Annotated in this window: 13 protein-coding genes; 7 read left to right on the top strand and 6 right to left on the bottom strand. The window is 60.6% G+C overall.

Annotation, left to right across the window (positions count from 1 at the left end):
• Nucleotides 1-29: 29 nt before the first annotated feature.
• The 4 genes from ACJD00_RS01460 to ACJD00_RS01475 form a co-directional block, all read right to left on the bottom strand.
• On the bottom strand, nucleotides 30-2,351 hold the full coding sequence (locus tag ACJD00_RS01460; RefSeq protein WP_418908178.1) for an FdhF/YdeP family oxidoreductase: 2,322 nt from the start codon (nucleotides 2,349-2,351) through the stop codon (nucleotides 30-32).
• A gap of 121 nt (nucleotides 2,352-2,472) precedes the next feature.
• Entirely contained in the window at nucleotides 2,473-4,992 is a 2,520-nt protein-coding gene (locus tag ACJD00_RS01465) for a GcvT family protein (protein ID WP_418908179.1), read from the bottom strand.
• A 50-nt stretch (nucleotides 4,993-5,042) separates the two neighbouring features.
• A complete protein-coding gene (locus ACJD00_RS01470; protein ID WP_309410072.1) occupies nucleotides 5,043-6,461 on the bottom strand; it encodes a ferredoxin reductase in 1,419 nt (472 codons plus the stop codon).
• Entirely contained in the window at nucleotides 6,458-7,762 is a 1,305-nt protein-coding gene (locus ACJD00_RS01475; RefSeq protein WP_418908180.1) for an aromatic ring-hydroxylating oxygenase subunit alpha, read from the bottom strand. The genes ACJD00_RS01470 and ACJD00_RS01475 overlap by 4 nt, the downstream gene beginning before the upstream one ends.
• Before the next feature lie 153 nt (nucleotides 7,763-7,915).
• On the opposite strand from ACJD00_RS01475, the gene ACJD00_RS01480 reads away from it, so the two are divergent.
• Both ACJD00_RS01480 and fdhA read left to right on the top strand, forming a co-directional pair.
• Nucleotides 7,916-8,902, top strand: a complete 987-nt coding sequence (locus tag ACJD00_RS01480) for a LysR substrate-binding domain-containing protein (protein ID WP_418908181.1) — start codon at nucleotides 7,916-7,918, stop codon at nucleotides 8,900-8,902.
• Between the two features lie 106 nt (nucleotides 8,903-9,008).
• Nucleotides 9,009-10,223 carry a formaldehyde dehydrogenase, glutathione-independent gene (gene fdhA, locus ACJD00_RS01485; protein ID WP_309410069.1) on the top strand — a complete coding sequence of 405 codons (1,215 nt, stop codon included), beginning with the start codon at nucleotides 9,009-9,011 and terminating at the stop codon, nucleotides 10,221-10,223.
• 171 nt (nucleotides 10,224-10,394) lie between these two features.
• Here the strand turns inward: fdhA and ACJD00_RS01490 are convergent, their stop codons facing one another.
• Together ACJD00_RS01490 and ACJD00_RS01495 are read right to left on the bottom strand one after the other, a co-directional pair.
• A complete protein-coding gene (locus ACJD00_RS01490; RefSeq protein WP_309410487.1) occupies nucleotides 10,395-11,015 on the bottom strand; it encodes a GntR family transcriptional regulator in 621 nt (206 codons plus the stop codon).
• Between the two features lie 165 nt (nucleotides 11,016-11,180).
• The gene (locus ACJD00_RS01495; protein ID WP_418909284.1) at nucleotides 11,181-11,843 is read right to left on the bottom strand and encodes a GntR family transcriptional regulator; all 663 of its coding nucleotides are present in this window, start codon (nucleotides 11,841-11,843) and stop codon (nucleotides 11,181-11,183) included.
• A 143-nt stretch (nucleotides 11,844-11,986) separates the two neighbouring features.
• On the opposite strand from ACJD00_RS01495, the gene purU reads away from it, so the two are divergent.
• The 5 genes from purU to ACJD00_RS01520 all read left to right on the top strand — a co-directional run bounded on the left by purU (nucleotide 11,987) and on the right by ACJD00_RS01520 (nucleotide 17,253).
• Nucleotides 11,987-12,889: a formyltetrahydrofolate deformylase gene (purU, locus tag ACJD00_RS01500; RefSeq protein ID WP_309410068.1), complete on the top strand. Its 903-nt coding sequence runs from the start codon at nucleotides 11,987-11,989 to the stop codon at nucleotides 12,887-12,889.
• 31 nt (nucleotides 12,890-12,920) lie between these two features.
• Nucleotides 12,921-13,544, top strand: a complete 624-nt coding sequence (locus tag ACJD00_RS01505; protein WP_418908182.1) for a cyclodeaminase/cyclohydrolase family protein — start codon at nucleotides 12,921-12,923, stop codon at nucleotides 13,542-13,544.
• Nucleotides 13,541-14,455, top strand: coding sequence for a bifunctional 5,10-methylenetetrahydrofolate dehydrogenase/5,10-methenyltetrahydrofolate cyclohydrolase (locus ACJD00_RS01510; RefSeq protein ID WP_418908183.1), 915 nt, complete (start codon nucleotides 13,541-13,543; stop codon nucleotides 14,453-14,455). The genes ACJD00_RS01505 and ACJD00_RS01510 overlap by 4 nt, the downstream gene beginning before the upstream one ends.
• Before the next feature lie 252 nt (nucleotides 14,456-14,707).
• On the top strand, nucleotides 14,708-16,033 hold the full coding sequence (glyA, locus tag ACJD00_RS01515) for a serine hydroxymethyltransferase (RefSeq protein ID WP_418908184.1): 1,326 nt from the start codon (nucleotides 14,708-14,710) through the stop codon (nucleotides 16,031-16,033).
• A gap of 2 nt (nucleotides 16,034-16,035) precedes the next feature.
• Nucleotides 16,036-17,253 carry a sarcosine oxidase subunit beta family protein gene (locus tag ACJD00_RS01520; RefSeq protein ID WP_309409210.1) on the top strand — a complete coding sequence of 406 codons (1,218 nt, stop codon included), beginning with the start codon at nucleotides 16,036-16,038 and terminating at the stop codon, nucleotides 17,251-17,253.
• Nucleotides 17,254-17,258 lie beyond the last annotated feature (5 nt).

Here is a 17,258-nt window from a genome sequence, read left to right on the forward strand (position 1 = left end):
GCTCGGCGATATGCCGTAGCTCGCGGAGGTTAGCTGTCCAGGGTAGGTCCTGGCTGCAGCTCATGAGGTACGAAGCGCACCATCATCGCCTTGAACCCTGGCGTGTTCGACTCACGCGCCACCAGATCGCGATGCACCAAGGCATTCGCTTCCGGGTAGTACGCCGCCACGCAACCCCGAGCAGTGGGGTAGGAGACCAGCCGGAACCGGTTCGCCCGCCGCTCGCTACCGGCAAAGGTCGAAATCACATCCACCAAATCACGATCGGCGAAGCCGGTCTCCGCCAAATCATCGGGATGGATCAGAATTACGCGACGTCCATCCTTAATACCGCGGTACCGGTCGTCCAAGCCATAGAAGGTGGTGTTGTACTGATCGTGAGACCGCATGGTCTGCAAGATCAAGTGTCCTTCCGGAGCGCTCAGCGACTCAAACTCGCTGACCGTGAACTGACCTCGACCGCTGGAGGTGGCAAAGGAACGGGTATCGCGAGGAGGATTCGGCAACACAAAGCCATTCTTCTGGCGAACGCGCCGGTTGAAATCCTCAAAGCCCGGCAACACCCGAGCAATGTGGTCGCGGATCACATCGTAATCCTCGGCCATGCTGCGCCAATCTACCGGGTGATCATCGCCCAAAATCGCCTGCGCCATCCGTGCCACAATCACCGGCTCGGCCAGCAAGTGCTCCGAAACCGGGGTCAGTCGGCCCTGGGTGGAGTGGATGACCGACATCGAGTCCTCCACAGAGAGGAACTGCGCGCCCTTCGGGTGCTTATCGTCCTTATCGGTACGTCCCAGCGTCGGCAGGATCAGCGAGGTCTGTCCGTGGACCACATGTGAACGGTTCGGCTTCGTGGAAATATGTACCGTGAGCTTCGCCCGGCGCATTCCGGCTTCCAGTGCCTCGGTGTCCGAGTTCGCCAACGCGAAGTTTCCACCCATGGACACAAAGACATCCACCTCATCATGCTCAAAGGCATGCAGAGTCTCGGTCGAGTCGTACCCGTGGGCGCGCGGAGAGGTAATCCCGAACTCGGCGTCCATGGAAGCCAGCAGTGCCTCGGTGGGCTTCTCCCAAATACCCATGGTGCGATCGCCCTGCACGTTTGAGTGTCCGCGTACCGGGCAGGCGCCAGCCCCTGGCTTACCGAAGTTCCCCTGCAGCAACAGCAGGTTAATGATTTCCTTCAACGTAGGCACCGAGTGCGGCTGCTGGGTCAGACCAAGCGCCCAGCAAATGATGGTGGCCTTGGACTTGGCCAACAGTTGTGCGATCTCGGTGATTTGCTCCCGCGATAGGCCCGTGGCTTCCTCCGTGGCCGCCCAATCGATTTCGGAACGTGCCTGACGGTAGGCCTCGAAGCCTTCGGTGGCAGAGTCGATGAATGCCTGGTCGATTACGGTACCCGGGTTCTGCTCCTCGGCCTGCAGGAGCAGGTGCCCGAAAGCCTGGAACAAGGCCAGATCTCCGCCGACCTTGATTTGCAGGAAGTCGCTACTAATCGGTGCCGACTTACCCATCATGCCCGAGGCCCGCTGCGGGTCCTTGAACCCCATGAGCCCGGCTTCTGGCAGCGGGTTAATGGACACCACGCGGGCACCACGCTCGCGCGCCTCGGACAGCGCCGAAAGCATGCGCGGGTGGTTCGTCCCGGGATTCTGTCCCACCACGAAAATCAGTTCCGCATGATCGAAATCTTCGAGGCTGACCGTGCCTTTACCAATGCCAATCGTGGGATTCATGGCGGTACCCGAGGACTCGTGGCACATATTCGAGCAGTCCGGCAGGTTGTTGGTGCCGATGCTGCGGGCCAAGAGTTGATACAAGAATGCGGTCTCGTTCGCCGTACGCCCCGAGGTGTAGAACACGCACCGGTCCGGGGTGGTGGCATTCACGTGCTCGGCGATCGTCGCAAAGGCATCGCCCCAGCTGATCGGGGTGTAGTGAGTTTCGCCCGCGCGAATAATCATGGGGTGGGTGATGCGGCCCTGTGAGCCGAGCCAGTACTCGGTTCTCTGTTCGAGCACCGAAATCGGGTGCTCTTCGAACCACTCTGGGGTTACGGTTCGGGCGGTGGATTCCTCGGCGATGGCCTTGGCGCCGTTCTCGCAGAACTCGGCAGGCTTCCGCTTGCCGGTAATCGACTCGGGCCAAGCGCAGCCGGGGCAGTCGAATCCGCCGCGCTGATTCACGCGCAGCATCGAACGGACCGTGCGCGAGGGGCCGGCCTGCGCGAACCCGCGCTGCAAGGAGACCATTACCGCTTCGAGACCCGCGGCACTTGATTTGGGTTTACTGACCTTAAGGTCGTCTTCGTTAATATCTTCGATCGGGGCCTTGCGATGCATGGTCGTTGTCCTTCGTACGAACGGGGAGGTAAGGGGATCTAAGGGAATTCTCTCGCAGATGCCTACGGCCGGCCACACCCACCAGATGGAAGGGGTGACCGGCCGTGGGGAACTGGCGGGTTTAGCTGGCCGAGCTGGTTAGCTGCACGCCACGCAGACGCTCCATCTGCGGGTCGTAGAGCGGATCGTCCACAACGGTCGCCGGGATCTTGCGGCCGAGGTATTCGATTTCGACCTGATCGCCGGTTTCAACGCTCCGTGGCAGCCACGCGTAGGCGATGGGCTTGCGCACGGTGAAACCGTAGGCGGCGCTGGTGACGTATCCGCTGACCTCGCCACCGACGTACACCGGCTCCTTGCCGAGAACGACCGAAACACCATCGTTGACGGTCAGGCAGCGCAGGCGCTTGGTAGCGGCCGCGGCGCGCTCGGCCAGAGCCGACTTGCCGACGAAGTCATCGGTCTTGGCGGCCTTGACGGCGAAGCCCAGGCCAGCCTGTTCCGGCTCGTGCTCGGTGGTCATGTCGGTACCGAAAGAGCGGAAGCCCTTCTCCAGACGCAAGGAGTTGAATGCCTCGCGGCCACCGGCGATGATTCCGTATTCCTGACCGGCTTCCCAGATGACATCCCAGAGACGGTGTGCAACATCTGCCGAAGCGTACAGCTCCCAACCGAACTCGCCGACGTAGGACAGGCGCCAGGCGGTCACCGGGATGCCGCCGATGGAGACCTGCTTGGCGTTGAAGTACTTCAAGCCTTCGTTGCTCAGGTCATCGCGGGTGATCTTGTTGATCGTGTCCAGTGCTCGCGGACCCCACAGACCGATGCAGCAGGTGCCAGCGGTGACGTCGCGTACGGTGACCCATTCGCCCGGGTTCTCTTCCGTGTGCTTGCGTGCCTCGCGGGAGATGTAGGCCAAGTCCACGTTGGAGTTCACACCGGCCTGGTAGAGCTCCTCCGAAAGACGGGCGACGGTGATGTCACTGGTGATGCCGCCATCCTCGTTGAGCAGCAAGGTGTAGCTCACCGCACCCGGCTTGCGCAGCATGCTGGAAGTGGTTAGCTTGTGCAGCATCTTCCCGGCACCCGGGCCCACGATTTCTAGGCGCTTAAGCGGGGTCATGTCGTACATGGCCACCGCGGTACGGGTCTTGTAGGCCTCCACCGCAGCAATCGGGGAGTGGAACTTGTCCGACCATGCGTCGCGCTCCGGAGCTACCCACTCTTCGGGCAGTTCGTCGAGCAATGCGGCGTTGGCTTCGAACCAGTGCGGACGCTCCCAGCCGGTGCCCTCGAGGTAGAACGCACCGAGTGCCTTCTGCTGCTCGTGGAAGGGGCTGACGCGAACGTTGCGCGGGCTGGTGCGTGGCTCCAGCGGGTGGCGCACATCGTAGATTTCCACGAAGTTCTGCTTCGAGGTTTCCTCGACGTACTCGGCGGTGGTCTGCATGTCTTCGAAGCGGTTCAGATCGCAGTCGGTCAGATCGGTCTTCGAGGTACCGGTAGCGATCAGTTCGGCTACTGCCTTGGCAATGCCCGGTGCGTGGGTGACCCACACGGCCTCGGCCACGTAGAAGCCATCGACCTGACGGGACTGGCCGACCAGCGAGCCGCCGTCCGGGGTGAAGGAGAAGATACCGTTGAAGCCGCGCTGGATCTCGGTGTTGCGCAGATCCGGCAGGATCTCCTGGGTGTCTTCCCACTGCTGTGCAAAGTCTTCCAGGGTGAAAGGTAGCGAGGAAGGCATCTTTTCGCTGGTGATGTCCTCGGGCTTGTAGCTTGGCAGGGTGTCCAGGTCCACGGCCATCGGGCGGTGAGCGTAGGAACCGATGCCGATGCGGTCGCCCCATTCGCGGTAGTACAGGTCCTTGTCCTGGTAACGCAGGATGGGGCGGGAAGCGCCGTTGGGCAATTCGTTGACGCCGGCTAGGCTCGGGGCCGAGGTCGACCAAGCGAACTGGTGGGCCAGTGGCAGCAACGGAATCGGGGTGCCGACCATCTTGCCGATGTTCGGGCCCCAGAATCCGGCACAGGAGACCACAATGTCGGCTTCGAATCGCTCTTCGCCGGCGATCACGGCGGTGACCTTGCCACCGGACTGTTCAATATCGGTCACGATGGTGCGGTCGCGGAATTCAACGCCCGCGGCCTTGGCGCGCTCCATGACCAGCTGGGTTCCCTTTGCGGCGAGGGCCAGACCGTCACCCGGGGTGAACAATCCGCCGAGCACCAGCTCTGGGTTCAGCATTGGGAACTTCTTCAGGCACTCCGCGGCGTCGATGACCTCAGCCTCGACACCGTAGGCACGGTTCCAGCCGGCGCGGCGGTGCAGATCCTGCAGGCGCTCCTCGTTGGTGGCGATTTCCAAGCCACCAACCGGAAGGAACGAGCCTCGGCCATCGGAACCGACCAGAGAAGTCAGCTTCTCGATGGTGTACTGGGCAAACTCGGTCATCGACTTTGATGGGTTCGAGGAAAAGACCAGACCCGGGGCGTGCGAAGTGGAACCGCCGGGAATGCCTAGCGGACCCTGCTCCAGCACAAGGATGTTGGTGTGACCCAGTTGGACGAGTTCATCAGCCAGGTTTGCGCCGACGATGCCAGCGCCGATGATGACGACCCGTGGGGAAGTGTTCGTCACGGTGGACTCCTAAGTATTAAAGCGTGTGGTGTGGTTGGTGTGACGTGACGCTAGGCGTCGATGACAAGGTCACTGTTCGCGGTGGAGCAGCAGGGCAAGAACTTTCCGGCCTCGATTTCGCGGGCGCGAATGCCACCTTGGTGGTTCATATCGATCTCACCGGAAAGCTTCACGACCTTGCAGGAGCCGCACATGCCTTCTTGACAGTTTGCGCCGATACGCACGCCCGCGCGCTGCGCGGCGTTGAGAATGAACTCGTCCGGGCTAATGCGCACATTCACCTTGGTGCGGGTAAACGACATGGTCAGTTCGCCCTCACCGACGGTCTTGAACGAGCCCGTGTCGGGTGTCGACGGGGCAGCGTCCTCGGCCGGAGTCTCGGCCTCGGAAACCGGCACCGGAACCTCGGCGTCAACGGCCACCAGCTCCATGCCGCTAGCCTCCAGCGTGCCTTCGGAGTCATAAGCCGGTTCGTACATGCTCAGTGCCTCGGGCTGTGCCTCGAAGTACTCCTCGGCCGACTCGGCAATTTCCTCGGCGTACTCGCCAGCGATCTCTCCCGCGATCTCGACTTCCTGCGCGTACTCGAGGATGGTCTGGCGATCTCCGGAGAAGAACTCCATGAAGATGGAGGTGTCGTCCACACCCACCTTGTTCAGCAACTCCGCGGCGATATTCAGGTAGCCTTCCGGGCCACAGGCGAAGACCTTGCGCCCGTTGGCATCCGGAGCCACCTGATCGATCATTTCGGCGGTGAGCCGTCCGATCATCCCTTCCCACACGCCCGGCTTGCTTCGGTCGCCCAATGAGTAGAAGACCTTAACGCGCGAATCGACCTGCGAGAGGTACTCGAGCTCCTGGGAGAAGGCGAAACCGCCAGGCTCGGCGCCGTGGTACAGAATGACCACGTCGGCCTGACCCGGAAGCGAGCAGATGGTGCGCACCATCGACATGATCGGGGTGATACCGGCACCCGCGGCCAGGAAGAGGTAGCGGGCGCGGCGATCGGCGTCGGGCAGGTGGAAGGCACCCACCGGGCCGAGCATGTCCAGCACCATGCCGGGGCGCACATTGTCGTGCGCCCAGCCGGAGACCAGGCCCTTGGGGTCGCGTTTGATGGTGACGCTGAAGGTCCATGGTTCTGTGGGGGCGCTGGAGATCGAGTAGCTACGATCGACCGGGTCCTCGTCCGGGCCGTTGACCGGAAAGGCAATATTTAGGTATTGTCCGGCGCGAAAGGCCAGCGGGGCACCATCGGCGCGGCGGAAGACGAAAGTCATCAGTCCGCCGGCCTCGGGGATGGTCTCCACGCACTCGGCGAGGAATTCCTGGGGCCGCCACGGACCCAGAGCGCGGGCCGCACCAGCGGGACCCTCGGAGCTGCTCAGTACTCGGTTCCACGGCATTTCCAGTCCGCGGATGCGCTGAGCCTCCACCGTCGTACTCAGAGTGGCGACTTCTTCGCTCATGCCAGGTGCTCCAGAGCGCGCTGGGTGTACCAGTTGATGAAGGCCTCAACCTGGTATTCGCTCTTCATGTACGGGCCCTGCTCGTAGGCCGGGTTTGCGGCACCTACCTGGCAGAGTTCCACGAAGTTCTTATCCTGCAGGTTGGTCTGCTTCCAGGTGTAGGTCAGCTTCTCCAGATCGTAGTCATCGCCTTCGACTGCGTCATCGGCGACGAGCCAGGTGGTGCGCACCAGGGTCTGGTGTTCGTTGATCGGGAATGCACCGAAGGTGATCACGTGGTCGGACTGGAAGTGGAACCAGCTGTTTGGCTGCAGGTGCATGGAGCAGCGGCCAAGGCGGAAGTCGCGCAGGTCGCCGAGCAGCTTCTTGGAGAGACGGTGGCCATCGGCGGAGAAGGATTCGCCGTCCCCGTCGAGGGATTCACGGGAAATGCGGAAACCGGCGATGCGGGTGTCCAGTTCCTCGAGCACCTCGTACGGCAGGCCGTAGCGGCGGCAACGTGCTTCCAGATCCGCCTGCGCGGTCTTGTTGCGCTCCCAGACCTCTTCCAGGTGCGGCGGGATGATGCCGTCGGTCAGGCCCCAGGTCGGGAATAGCGAGCAGGCAAGCTCTGGGTGACCATCGCAGTGGTAGCACTCGCGATTGTTCTCCATGACGAGCTTCCAGTTGCCCTCTTCGATGATGTTCTGCTGGTAGGCAACCTTGGTCTTGCCCAGGTCATGCGGTGCCAGGTATGGCTCGAAGATCTTGGCGACTTCGTCAAAGTCGGTTGGCGGTTCTTCGGCGATGCACACGAAGATCAGGCCGGCGTAGACGCGGCTATGTGCCTTCTTGAGCGCGAAGCAGTTCTTATCAAACTTTCCTTCGCCCGGCGAGGAGGCGTGGATGAGGCTGCCTTCTGGCGAGTAGGTCCAGGAGTGGTAACCACAGACGAGGTTGCCGGTGGTGCCCTGAGCCTCGGTGAGTACGCGAGCGCCACGGTGACGGCAAACGTTGTGCAGGACATTGACCCCGCCGTCGTCGTTACGCAACACGATGAGCGAGTAGGGCCCGTAGTCCAAGGTGACGTAGTCGCCCGGCTCGGGGATCTCGGCGACGCTGGCCGCGAAGAGCCAGTGCTTGCCGAAGATAGCTTCCATATCGACCTTGAAGAGATCTGGATCGGTATAGAACGGACCTTCCAGCGAGTACCCTTCGCGACGGTTTTCGAACAGCGTCTTGATTTCAGCGAGACGAGTATCGGTAAGTGTCGCTGTGAGCTTGCCGGGTGTGGTGCGCGGTGCGCTGACCGAAGCAGTCATTGTCGTACTCCTAGATGCACAGAGAACGGGTTCATAAGAACGGAGTTATAAGGGGGGAAGTAGGTGACAGCAATCACCTCTAAATTGACGGTAAGCACTTTGGCGCTGAAACAAAAGCGCAAGAAAGTGTCTGCAACTGTACAGTTTCGTTGCATGATTGATGCACGGCTCAAAACCCTCAGGGTGCTTGCCACAACTGGTACCATCGCCGCTACCGCAGACCTTACCGGATACTCGGCCTCTGCGGTCTCGGCGCAGATACGTGAATTGCAACGAGCGCTCAATATGAAGCTTGTTGTACGCGACGGTCGCGGGGTGCGATTGACCGCGACGGGACGTCACTTGGTGACGGGAATTGACGCAATTATGTCGCAGTGGGAGCAACTGCGCGCGGAGTCCATGCAAGCTGGCGGTCAGTTGCCGGCGAATTTAGGCCTTGGTGGATTTTCAACCGCGGCAGCCCATCTGCTGGCTCCGCTGGTTAGTTCCCTGCGGGTGACGCATCCGCAGCTATCGGTCCACGTGATGGAGGCCCAGCCGCAACGTTGCCTGGAATTGCTCCTGGCCGAACGGATCGATGTGGCGGTTATTGTTGCTTCGCATATTGAGGCGCAGCCCGCCGATGCGGAGCGTTTCGAGCAGACGCCGTTGCTCGATGACCCGCTAGACGTCATCCTGCCTTCGAGTCACCCGCTGGCAGCCCGGGACTCGGTCACGCTCGAAGAGTTGGCTGGCGATGACTGGATTACCGATGTACACGGTTCGGTCTATCGCTCCCTGTTCACTGCTGCCTTCACCATGATTGGCGCAACTCCTCGGGTGGTTCACGAAGCCGTGGAATGGGAGACCATGGTGGCTTTCATCGGTGCCGGCATGGGAGTTGGGCTGGTGCCGCGCTTGGCGTCGCTCTGGCAGGCCGAGAATGTTACTCGTTTGCGTATTACGGGCAGGGCCAAGCCTGCGCGTCGCATTGTTGCCGTGGCCCGCAAGGGGAGCATGTCGTCACCGGTGATCCGTCAATCGCTTGAAGTGCTTCAGAATAACGCTCGAATAATTCTGGCCGAACGTCTGGCCGAAGAGCACAAGTCGGAAGACGAGCTCGCGCTAATTGAGAATGATTATCAACATACCTCTGAGTAGGAAAAATTTCCTGCGCTGAGTATTGACACCAACTGAGCGAGTGGCATGATTGGGGGTATTCGCCAATAGGTATCCAACTGATATTTCAATGAAGAAAAGGTGGACAATGAGCAACTTGGCAGTCAGCTATGCCGGTCCAGGCAAAGTCGAGCTGATCGACACCCCCTACCCAGAGTTCGAACTGAAGGACGGCCCGGGCGTCAACCCGGCAAACGTTGGTCGAAAGGTCCCGCACGGCGTCATCCTGCGCACCGTGGCCACCAACATCTGTGGTTCCGACCAGCACATGGTGCGCGGTCGCACCACCGCGCCAGAAGGCCTGGTCCTCGGGCACGAGATCACCGGTGAAGTGGTCGAGGTCGGTCCCGACGTCGAGTTCCTCAAGGTCGGCGACATGGTTTCGGTTCCCTTCAACATCTCCTGCGGACGTTGCCGCAACTGTAAAGAGGGACAGACCGGCATTTGCCTGAACGTTAACCCGGATCGTCCCGGATCGGCCTACGGCTACGTCGATATGGGTGGCTGGGTCGGTGGCCAGGCCGAGTACGTGCTGGTGCCCTACGCAGACTGGAACGCCCTGAAGTTCCCGGATCGCGACCAGGCCCTGGAGAAGATCCTCGACCTGACCATGCTTTCGGACATCTTCCCAACTGGTTTCCATGGCGCGGTCGGCGCTGGCGTGACCGTAGGTTCGACCGTGTACGTGGCCGGCGCCGGTCCGGTGGGCCTTGCCGCTGCCACCTCGGCGCAGCTGCTCGGTGCAGCCGTTGTCATCGTTGGTGACCTGAACGCTGATCGTTTGGCCCAGGCGCGCAGCTTCGGGTGCGAAACTATCGACGTCTCGCTGGGCGACCCGAAGGATCAGATCGAGCAGCTGCTCGGCGTTCCCGAGGTTGACTGCGCGATTGACGCAGTGGGCTTCGAGGCTCGTGGACACGGCCACGGTGCAGCCAGCGAGCAGCCCGCCACGGTGCTGAACTCGATGATGGACATCACCCGTGCCGGTGGCTCCATCGGTATTCCGGGCCTCTACGTCACCGGTGACCCAGGTGCCGTGGACGAAGCTGCCAAGGTGGGCTCGTTGTCGATGAGCTTCGGCCTGGGCTGGGCTAAGTCCCACACCTTCGTGACCGGTCAGTGCCCAGTCATGAAGTACCACCGTGGCTTGATGCAGGCGATCCTGAACGACAAGGTGTCGATTGCCAAGAACGTGAACGCGACCGCGATTCCGCTCTCCGAGGCTCCGCAGGGCTACGCCGCCTTCGACGAAGGTGCTGCTCAGAAGTTCGTGCTGGATCCGCACGGTATGATCCGTCGCTAATATCCCCACTGCTTAAGAGGTGGATCGGAGCAACCCGATCCACCTCTTTTGTCATGCCCTAGACGCCGCACACAGAAGCTTGTGGGTGCACTCTGTCGTGACGGTCGCAGCGCCGCCAAGGCACGGCTAATCTAGCCGTGCCCTGGCGGCGCTGCGAGTTAAGGGGTGAGGCTAAAGGGTCTGGCGGATGGCGGCTTCAAAGTTGCGCACATGGCTCGATACTAATTCCGCGGCCCGGTCTGCATCGCCGTCGAGAATTGCGCGCAGTAGCCCGGAGTGCTCCCGGATGTGCCCGGCAATGTCGGGCAGTTGATCGATCACCAGGCACCAAATGCGGGTAACCAAACTGTCGAGTCTCACCAGCGTCTCTTCAAGGTGCGTGTTATCGCATGCCTTATAAATGAGGCGGTGAATATGCATGTCCGTGAGCAATAGGCTGCGCTGATCGTTGATCTCACCTAGTGCATCGATTCGCTCTAACTGTTCCGCGATTTCGGTGCGGATGGCCGCGTCGGGGTTCAGTGCGGCATTGCGAACGGCCAGCGGCTCGAGTCGCTGGCGGATTTCTGAAATTTGCGAAAGTTCACGGAATTCAACGGCGGTGGCGAAGGTGCCGCGTCGTGGGTAGGAAACCACCAGGTGATCGGTCTCCAAACGCTTGAGTGCTTCGCGAATCGGGGTGCGCCCAACGTTTAGGTCGGCTGCAAGCTGAGCTTCGTGAATCGGCTGTCCCGGGGCGATGTCCAAGAGGATGAGTTGATCGCGCAACGATTCATAGGCGTGTTCGGCCATTGATTTATCGCTGGCGCTGGGCTTCTGGACTGTGATGGACACCTGATATGCCTCTCATCTCACTATTGATGTATTAGAGAATTCTGTTGAGTCACACACTAGCGCTTAATTGCCTTTTCGGGGAGTGCTCGCCCAGGATTTGCCAAGCTAGCGGCCGTGAAAGGGCTAGCCGCTAAACAGTGCGCTGTGGACCGAAGACTCAAAGTCGGAAACGTGGTGGTGGGCGAGTTCGCTGGCCTTATCTTCATCGCCATCGATGATGGCTTGGAGTAGCGCGACGCTTTCGGTGACGTGATCTGCCACGCGGGGTAAGCGTTCGATAACGAGGCACCAGATGCGAGTGGCCAAATTGTTGTAGCGAATCAGTGAATCCTCGAGGTGGGGATTCCCGGCGGCACTATAGATTGCGCGGTGAATCGAAGCGTCGCATTCGAGAACCTCGGTGGTTGTCGCCTCTTCGATATCGAAGGACTTGAGCTGCTCGATGAGGTTCTTGAGCCCGGCACGCTGTTCTGGAGAAGCGACCCTAGCGGCGCGCGCGGCGGCCATTGGCTCCAGTTGCGTGCGTACTTCAGATATATAGGACAGGTCGGTAATCTCCACGCGCGTGGCGAATGTGCCGCGTTTGGGGTAGCTGATGACCAGTCGGTCCACCTCGAGTCGCTTGAGCGCCTCTCGCACGGGGGTGCGCCCCATACCGAATTCCTCGGCCAACTTGGCGTCGTGGATTGCCTCGCCCGGGGCGATATCGAGAAAGAGGAGCTTGCGCTGGATCGCTGCGTAGGCCTTGTCCGCCAAAGATGTCTCGGTGCCGGCAGTCCGGTCCATGGCAAAGTACGACACGTTCTCGCCGCCCCTTTCGCAGATTTTCCTCAGGCTATTGACCCCTGTTCTTTCTGCGCTCTAGACTATCTTAACCTCTAATATATCAGTCATGCACACTCTGGTGTATCTATAAGTCTGGAGTCCCAATGGAGCTTCTTCAGCCCGCCGATAAGGATCTGGAAATCTGGGAAGGTAGCGTCGAATCGCCTACTTTCATCTTAACTTTTTCCGGCCTTGATCGCCCTGGAATTATCCATGCTGTCACCACTTTCCTCCTTGAAAAGGGATGCAATATTCGGCAGCATCAGCAGTTTGACGACACGGAGAATGGCACCCTACATGGGCGCACGTCATTCACCGGGCCGGTGGGTCTGGCGACCGAAACGCTCGCCGATGACTTCCTGGACACGGCGTCATGGTTTGGCCTGACCTACAACTTCTATGACCAAAAAGCTCCGCAGCTATTGGTGATGGTCTCAAAGGCCGGCCACTGCCTCAACGATCTGATCTTCAAGGATCGCAATGGGCAGCTCGGCGGCGAGGTGGCCCTCGTGGTGTCGAACCACGAAGATCTGCGCCCGATGGCGGAGTCGGCGGGTCTACCCTTCGTGCACATTCCCGTGCAGCCCGATACCAAGGAAGCCGCCGAGGCGCGCCTGTTGGAGTTGGTGGAGCAATACAATATCGATCTCGTAGTGCTCGCCCGCTACATGCAGGTACTTTCGGATGACCTGTGCCGGAAGCTCGAGGGGCGGGCCATCAACATTCACCACTCCTTCCTGCCTGGTTTCAAGGGTGCCCGCCCCTACCACCAGGCCCATTCCCGCGGCGTGAAGCTAATTGGTGCCACCGCGCACTATGTCACCGCCGACCTGGATGAAGGCCCAATTATTGAGCAAGAGGTCATCCGCGTCGACCACACGTACTCTCCGAAAAACCTGGCCTCCGTGGGCCAGGATGCGGAAGTGCTGGCTCTCTCGCGTGCCGTGAAATGGCACTGCGAACATCGCGTACTACGCGACGGTGCAAGCACCGTGGTTTTCCGTTAGGCCATAAAGAAAGAATGAGCAGGAGTACTCGATGATTAAAGACGAGCCTATTGGCGCGTATCTGGAACGATTGGCCTCACGCGCGCCAACTCCCGGCGGAGGCGCGGTGGGTGCCCTGCATGCAGCTCAGGGCGCCGCGTTGGTCAGCATGGTGGCGCTGTATAGCACCGGTGAAAAGTTCAAAGCCCACGAGGCGCGCGCTCAAGCCATGGCGGTCCGCGCGCAGGAGCTGATCACTCAGTCCCTGAGTGCTGCGGATGAGGACGAGAGTGCTTTCGCCTCGGTCATTGCTGCCTACCGGCTTCCGGCAACCACGGAAGCGGAGAAGGCTGCGAAGACCGCGCAGATACAGCAGGCGCTGGGCCTGGCCAGTCGCCCGCCCCAGCGTTTGGTGGCGTTGTCCATTGAGCTGATCGACCTATGCTCTGAACTCAAGGACTTCGGTAATCCCAATGTGCTCAGTGACGTGGCGGTAGCCGCGGAATCTGCGCGTGCCGCCATTGGCACCTCGTTGGCTACATTGGAGATCAACATCGCCGAAATCCGAGACCCTGAGGTCGGGGCAAAACTGCGCGCCTGTGTGGCGCTCGGGGAGCGGGCCGTGATTGACGCGGAAGATGTGGCTCGTGGTGTGCGTCAGGTGGTCGCGGCATGACGGCTCATGTACTAGGCGGAAAGCCTGTGGCCGCGCGCATCCGCGAAGAAGTGGCTCAGAAGGTCGAACAGCTCCAACAGTCGAATGTAAAGCCGAAGCTTGCCATCGTGGTGGCCACCGACAACGGTGCTACTCAATGGTATGTCCGCTCTATCGAGCAGTCGGCTCATCGCGCGGGCATAGCCTGCGATGTGCATGATTTGGGTAGTCAGGCCACGGTGCAGATCATTGCCGAGACGTTGAATCGACTTAGTGCCGATCGCGAAGTCCACGGCATTATTCTGCAGACCCCTTTGCCTGAGGGCGCATCCCTGGAGATTCTGGCTTCGCATATTGCGGTGGAAAAAGACATTGATGGGGTCAACCCCATGAGTTTTGGGTGTCTCTCCGCTGGGCTTCCGGCCTACGCGCCGGCCACGGCGCGTGCGGTTATCGAGATCCTGGATCACTATGAGGTCCCCATGGCGGGGCAAGATGTAGCCGTCGTGGGCCGTTCAATGGTGATCGGCCGACCGGTGATGCAGTTGCTACTGAACCGTCACGCTACCGTGACGGCCTGCCACTCGCGCACAGTCGACTTGGCCGCGCATACGCGCCGGGCCGACATCGTGGTGGCCGCTGCGGGTAGCAGGGACCTCATTACCGCGGAGCACCTGAATCCGCAGGCTGTGGTGATCGATGTGGGAACCAATGTCGATGAGCAGGGCAACCTTGTTGGCGACGTTGACTACGCCGCGGCGACCGAGGTCGCTCAGGCCGTTACGCCCGTACCAGGCGGTGTGGGAACGGTGACAACGTCGCTGTTGCTCCTGCATGTCGTCGAGTCGGCGCTTCGCCTCGGCCGGCCCTGCGCCGAGCGTTGGGTATCCGACGCGCCCTTGGTCGCCGAGCCGTGGAGCGGCAGCTGGTAAAGACCCCGATGCTTCAAGACCCCCGGAAGAACAACATGTTCTTCCGGGGGTCTTGTCATATGCCGATTGATTTTTTGTTGCATTAGGTGCCGGAACCCCCGGAATTCCGGGGAACAGCCGCCGCCTGGTAGCGCCGAGATGAAGTCATTTAAAAATGGTTGGCTACTCCTCTTGACCCTATGATGCATGACACATACGATTGTGATCAGTTCTTGATATATCAGTAGTTGATCATAGATTGGAAGACACGCGATGACACAGCAAGCTCAGTTTGAATCTCTTGCCCCGGCGTCGTTGACGCAGTCCTTGGCGGAGTTGGATCCGGAGGTGGCGGCTCGTATTGATGCGGAGTTGGCACGTCAGCAGCGTGGTCTGGAGATGATCGCCTCGGAGAACCATACGGCGCAGGCTGTGATGCAGGCGCAGGGTTCGGTGTTGACGAATAAGTATGCCGAGGGGTATCCGGGTCGCCGGTATTACGGTGGTTGTGAAGAGGTCGATGTGATCGAGACTCTGGCGATTGATCGTTTGAAGGAGTTGTTTGGTGCGGCGTTTGCTAATGTGCAGCCGCATTCGGGGGCTCAGGCGAATGCGTCGGTGTATCACGCGTTGGTGCGTCCGGGGGATACGGTGTTGGGGTTGAACCTGGCGCATGGTGGTCACTTGACGCATGGGATGAAGTTGAACTTCTCGGGTCGTTTGTTCGACATGGTGGCCTACGGTGTGGATGAGCATACCGGTGTGGTGGACATGGACGAGGTTGAGCGTTTGGCGGTGGAGCATCAGCCGAAGATGATTGTGGCTGGTTGGTCGGCGTATCCGCGGCAGTTGGATTTTGAGCGGTTCCGTGCGATTGCGGATAAGGTCGGCGCGTATTTGTGGGTTGATATGGCGCACTTTGCTGGTTTGGTGGCGGCGGGGTTGCATCCTTCGCCGGTGCCGCATGCGCATGTGGTGACGTCGACGACGCATAAGACGTTGGCTGGTCCGCGTGGTGGGATTATTCTCTCGAATGATGCGGAGATTGCGAAGAAGTTGAATTCGGCGGTGTTCCCTGGTCAGCAGGGTGGTCCGTTGGAGCATGTGATTGCTGGTAAGGCGGTTGCGTTTAAGATTGCTGGTTCGCCGGAGTTTAGGGAGCGTCAGGAGCGGACGTTGGCTGGGGCTCGGATTTTGGCGGATCGTTTGATGCAGGCTGATGTGGCGGCGAAGGGTATTAGTGTGCTCTCCGGTGGTACTGATGTGCATTTGGTGTTGGTGGATTTGCGTGAGTCTGAGTTGGATGGTCAGCAGGCTGAGGATTTGTTGGCGCGGGTGGAGATTACGGTGAATCGTAATGCGGTGCCGAATGATCCGCGTCCGCCGATGGTGACTTCGGGGTTGCGGATTGGTACGCCGGCGTTGGCGACGCGTGGGTTCTCCCAGGAGGCGTTTGCGGAGGTTGCTGAGGTGATTGCGCAGGCGTTGATTGCTGGTGCTGAGGGTGATGAGTCGGTGTTGGTGGGGTTGCGTGAGCGTGTGGAGGCTTTGGCTGCTGCGCATCCGCTGTACCCAGAACTGAAGAAGGTAGGAGAGTAATCATGGCGGATCTGCTTCCAGAGCACCCGGACTTCCTCTGGCGGAACCCGGAGCCGAAGTCGTCCTATGACGCAGTGATCGTCGGTGGCGGTGGCCACGGCCTAGCCACGGCCTACTACCTCGCCAAGAACCACGGCATGACCAACATCGCCGTGCTGGAGCGCGGCTGGTTGGCCGGCGGCAACATGGCCCGTAACACCACCATTATTCGTTCTAACTACCTGTGGGACGAGTCGGCCGGTATCTACGAGCACTCCCTGAAGCTATGGGAGCAGCTGCCCGAGGAACTGGACTACGACTTCCTGTTCTCGCAGCGTGGTGTGCTGAACCTGGCCCATACCCTTGGCGACGTCCGTGAATCGGTACGCCGCGTTGAGGCCAACAAGCTCAACGGCGTCGACGCCGAATGGCTCGACCCGCAGCAGGTCAAGGAAGTTTGCCCGATCATCAACATCGGCGACAACATCCGCTACCCAGTCATGGGTGCGACCTACCAGCCGCGCGCAGGTATCGCCAAGCACGACCACGTGGCCTGGGCCTTTGCCCGCAAGGCCGACGAAATGGGTGTGGATATCATCCAAAACTGCGAGGTCACCGGCATCCTCAAGGAAGGTAACCGCATCGTTGGCGTACAGACCAGCCGCGGCACCATCCACACGCCAAAGGTCGCGTTGGCCGCCGCCGGGCACTCCTCGGTGGTCGCCGGGATGGCCGGGGTACGCCTGCCCATCCAGTCGCACCCGCTGCAGGCGCTGGTCTCCGAGCTCTTCGAGCCGGTACACCCCACCGTTGTCATGTCGAACCACGTACACGTGTACGTCTCCCAGGCACACAAGGGCGAACTGGTCATGGGCGCCGGCATTGACGCCTACAACGGTTACGGACAGCGTGGTGCCTTCCACGTGATCGAGGAGCAGATGGCAGCTGCCGTGGAGCTCTTCCCGATCTTCGCTCGTGCCCACCTGCTACGCACCTGGGGCGGCATCGTGGATACCACCTTCGACGCCTCACCGATCGTCTCGAAGACCGAGGTCGATGGACTGTACGTCAACTGCGGTTGGGGTACCGGTGGCTTCAAGGGAACCCCGGGCGCAGGATTCACCTACGCCCACACCATCGCAAACGACGAGCCGCACGCGCTGAATAAGCCTTTCGCGCTTGATCGTTTCGAAACCGGACGTTTGATCGATGAGCACGGCGCCGCGGCCGTGGCCCACTAAGCGAG

This window comes from Glutamicibacter endophyticus, from assembly GCF_048457885.1.
In the GTDB taxonomy this organism is placed as follows: Bacteria; Actinomycetota; Actinomycetes; order Actinomycetales; family Micrococcaceae; genus Glutamicibacter; species Glutamicibacter endophyticus.

What these genes read in the sequence shown, in the direction of transcription:
- ACJD00_RS01495 (WP_418909284.1), bottom strand. Translation starts at nt 11,843, where the DNA reads ATGGACCGGACTGCCGGCACCGAGACATCTTTGGCGGACAAGGCCTAC.
- fdhA (WP_309410069.1), top strand. Translation starts at nt 9,009, where the DNA reads ATGAGCAACTTGGCAGTCAGCTATGCCGGTCCAGGCAAAGTCGAGCTG.
- ACJD00_RS01470 (WP_309410072.1), bottom strand. Translation starts at nt 6,461, where the DNA reads ATGAGCGAAGAAGTCGCCACTCTGAGTACGACGGTGGAGGCTCAGCGC.
- ACJD00_RS01460 (WP_418908178.1), bottom strand. Translation starts at nt 2,351, where the DNA reads ATGCATCGCAAGGCCCCGATCGAAGATATTAACGAAGACGACCTTAAG.
- glyA (WP_418908184.1), top strand. Translation starts at nt 14,708, where the DNA reads ATGACACAGCAAGCTCAGTTTGAATCTCTTGCCCCGGCGTCGTTGACG.
- ACJD00_RS01510 (WP_418908183.1), top strand. Translation starts at nt 13,541, where the DNA reads ATGACGGCTCATGTACTAGGCGGAAAGCCTGTGGCCGCGCGCATCCGC.
- ACJD00_RS01520 (WP_309409210.1), top strand. Translation starts at nt 16,036, where the DNA reads ATGGCGGATCTGCTTCCAGAGCACCCGGACTTCCTCTGGCGGAACCCG.
- ACJD00_RS01490 (WP_309410487.1), bottom strand. Translation starts at nt 11,015, where the DNA reads ATGGCCGAACACGCCTATGAATCGTTGCGCGATCAACTCATCCTCTTG.
- ACJD00_RS01505 (WP_418908182.1), top strand. Translation starts at nt 12,921, where the DNA reads ATGATTAAAGACGAGCCTATTGGCGCGTATCTGGAACGATTGGCCTCA.
- ACJD00_RS01480 (WP_418908181.1), top strand. Translation starts at nt 7,916, where the DNA reads ATGATTGATGCACGGCTCAAAACCCTCAGGGTGCTTGCCACAACTGGT.
- ACJD00_RS01475 (WP_418908180.1), bottom strand. Translation starts at nt 7,762, where the DNA reads ATGACTGCTTCGGTCAGCGCACCGCGCACCACACCCGGCAAGCTCACA.
- purU (WP_309410068.1), top strand. Translation starts at nt 11,987, where the DNA reads ATGGAGCTTCTTCAGCCCGCCGATAAGGATCTGGAAATCTGGGAAGGT.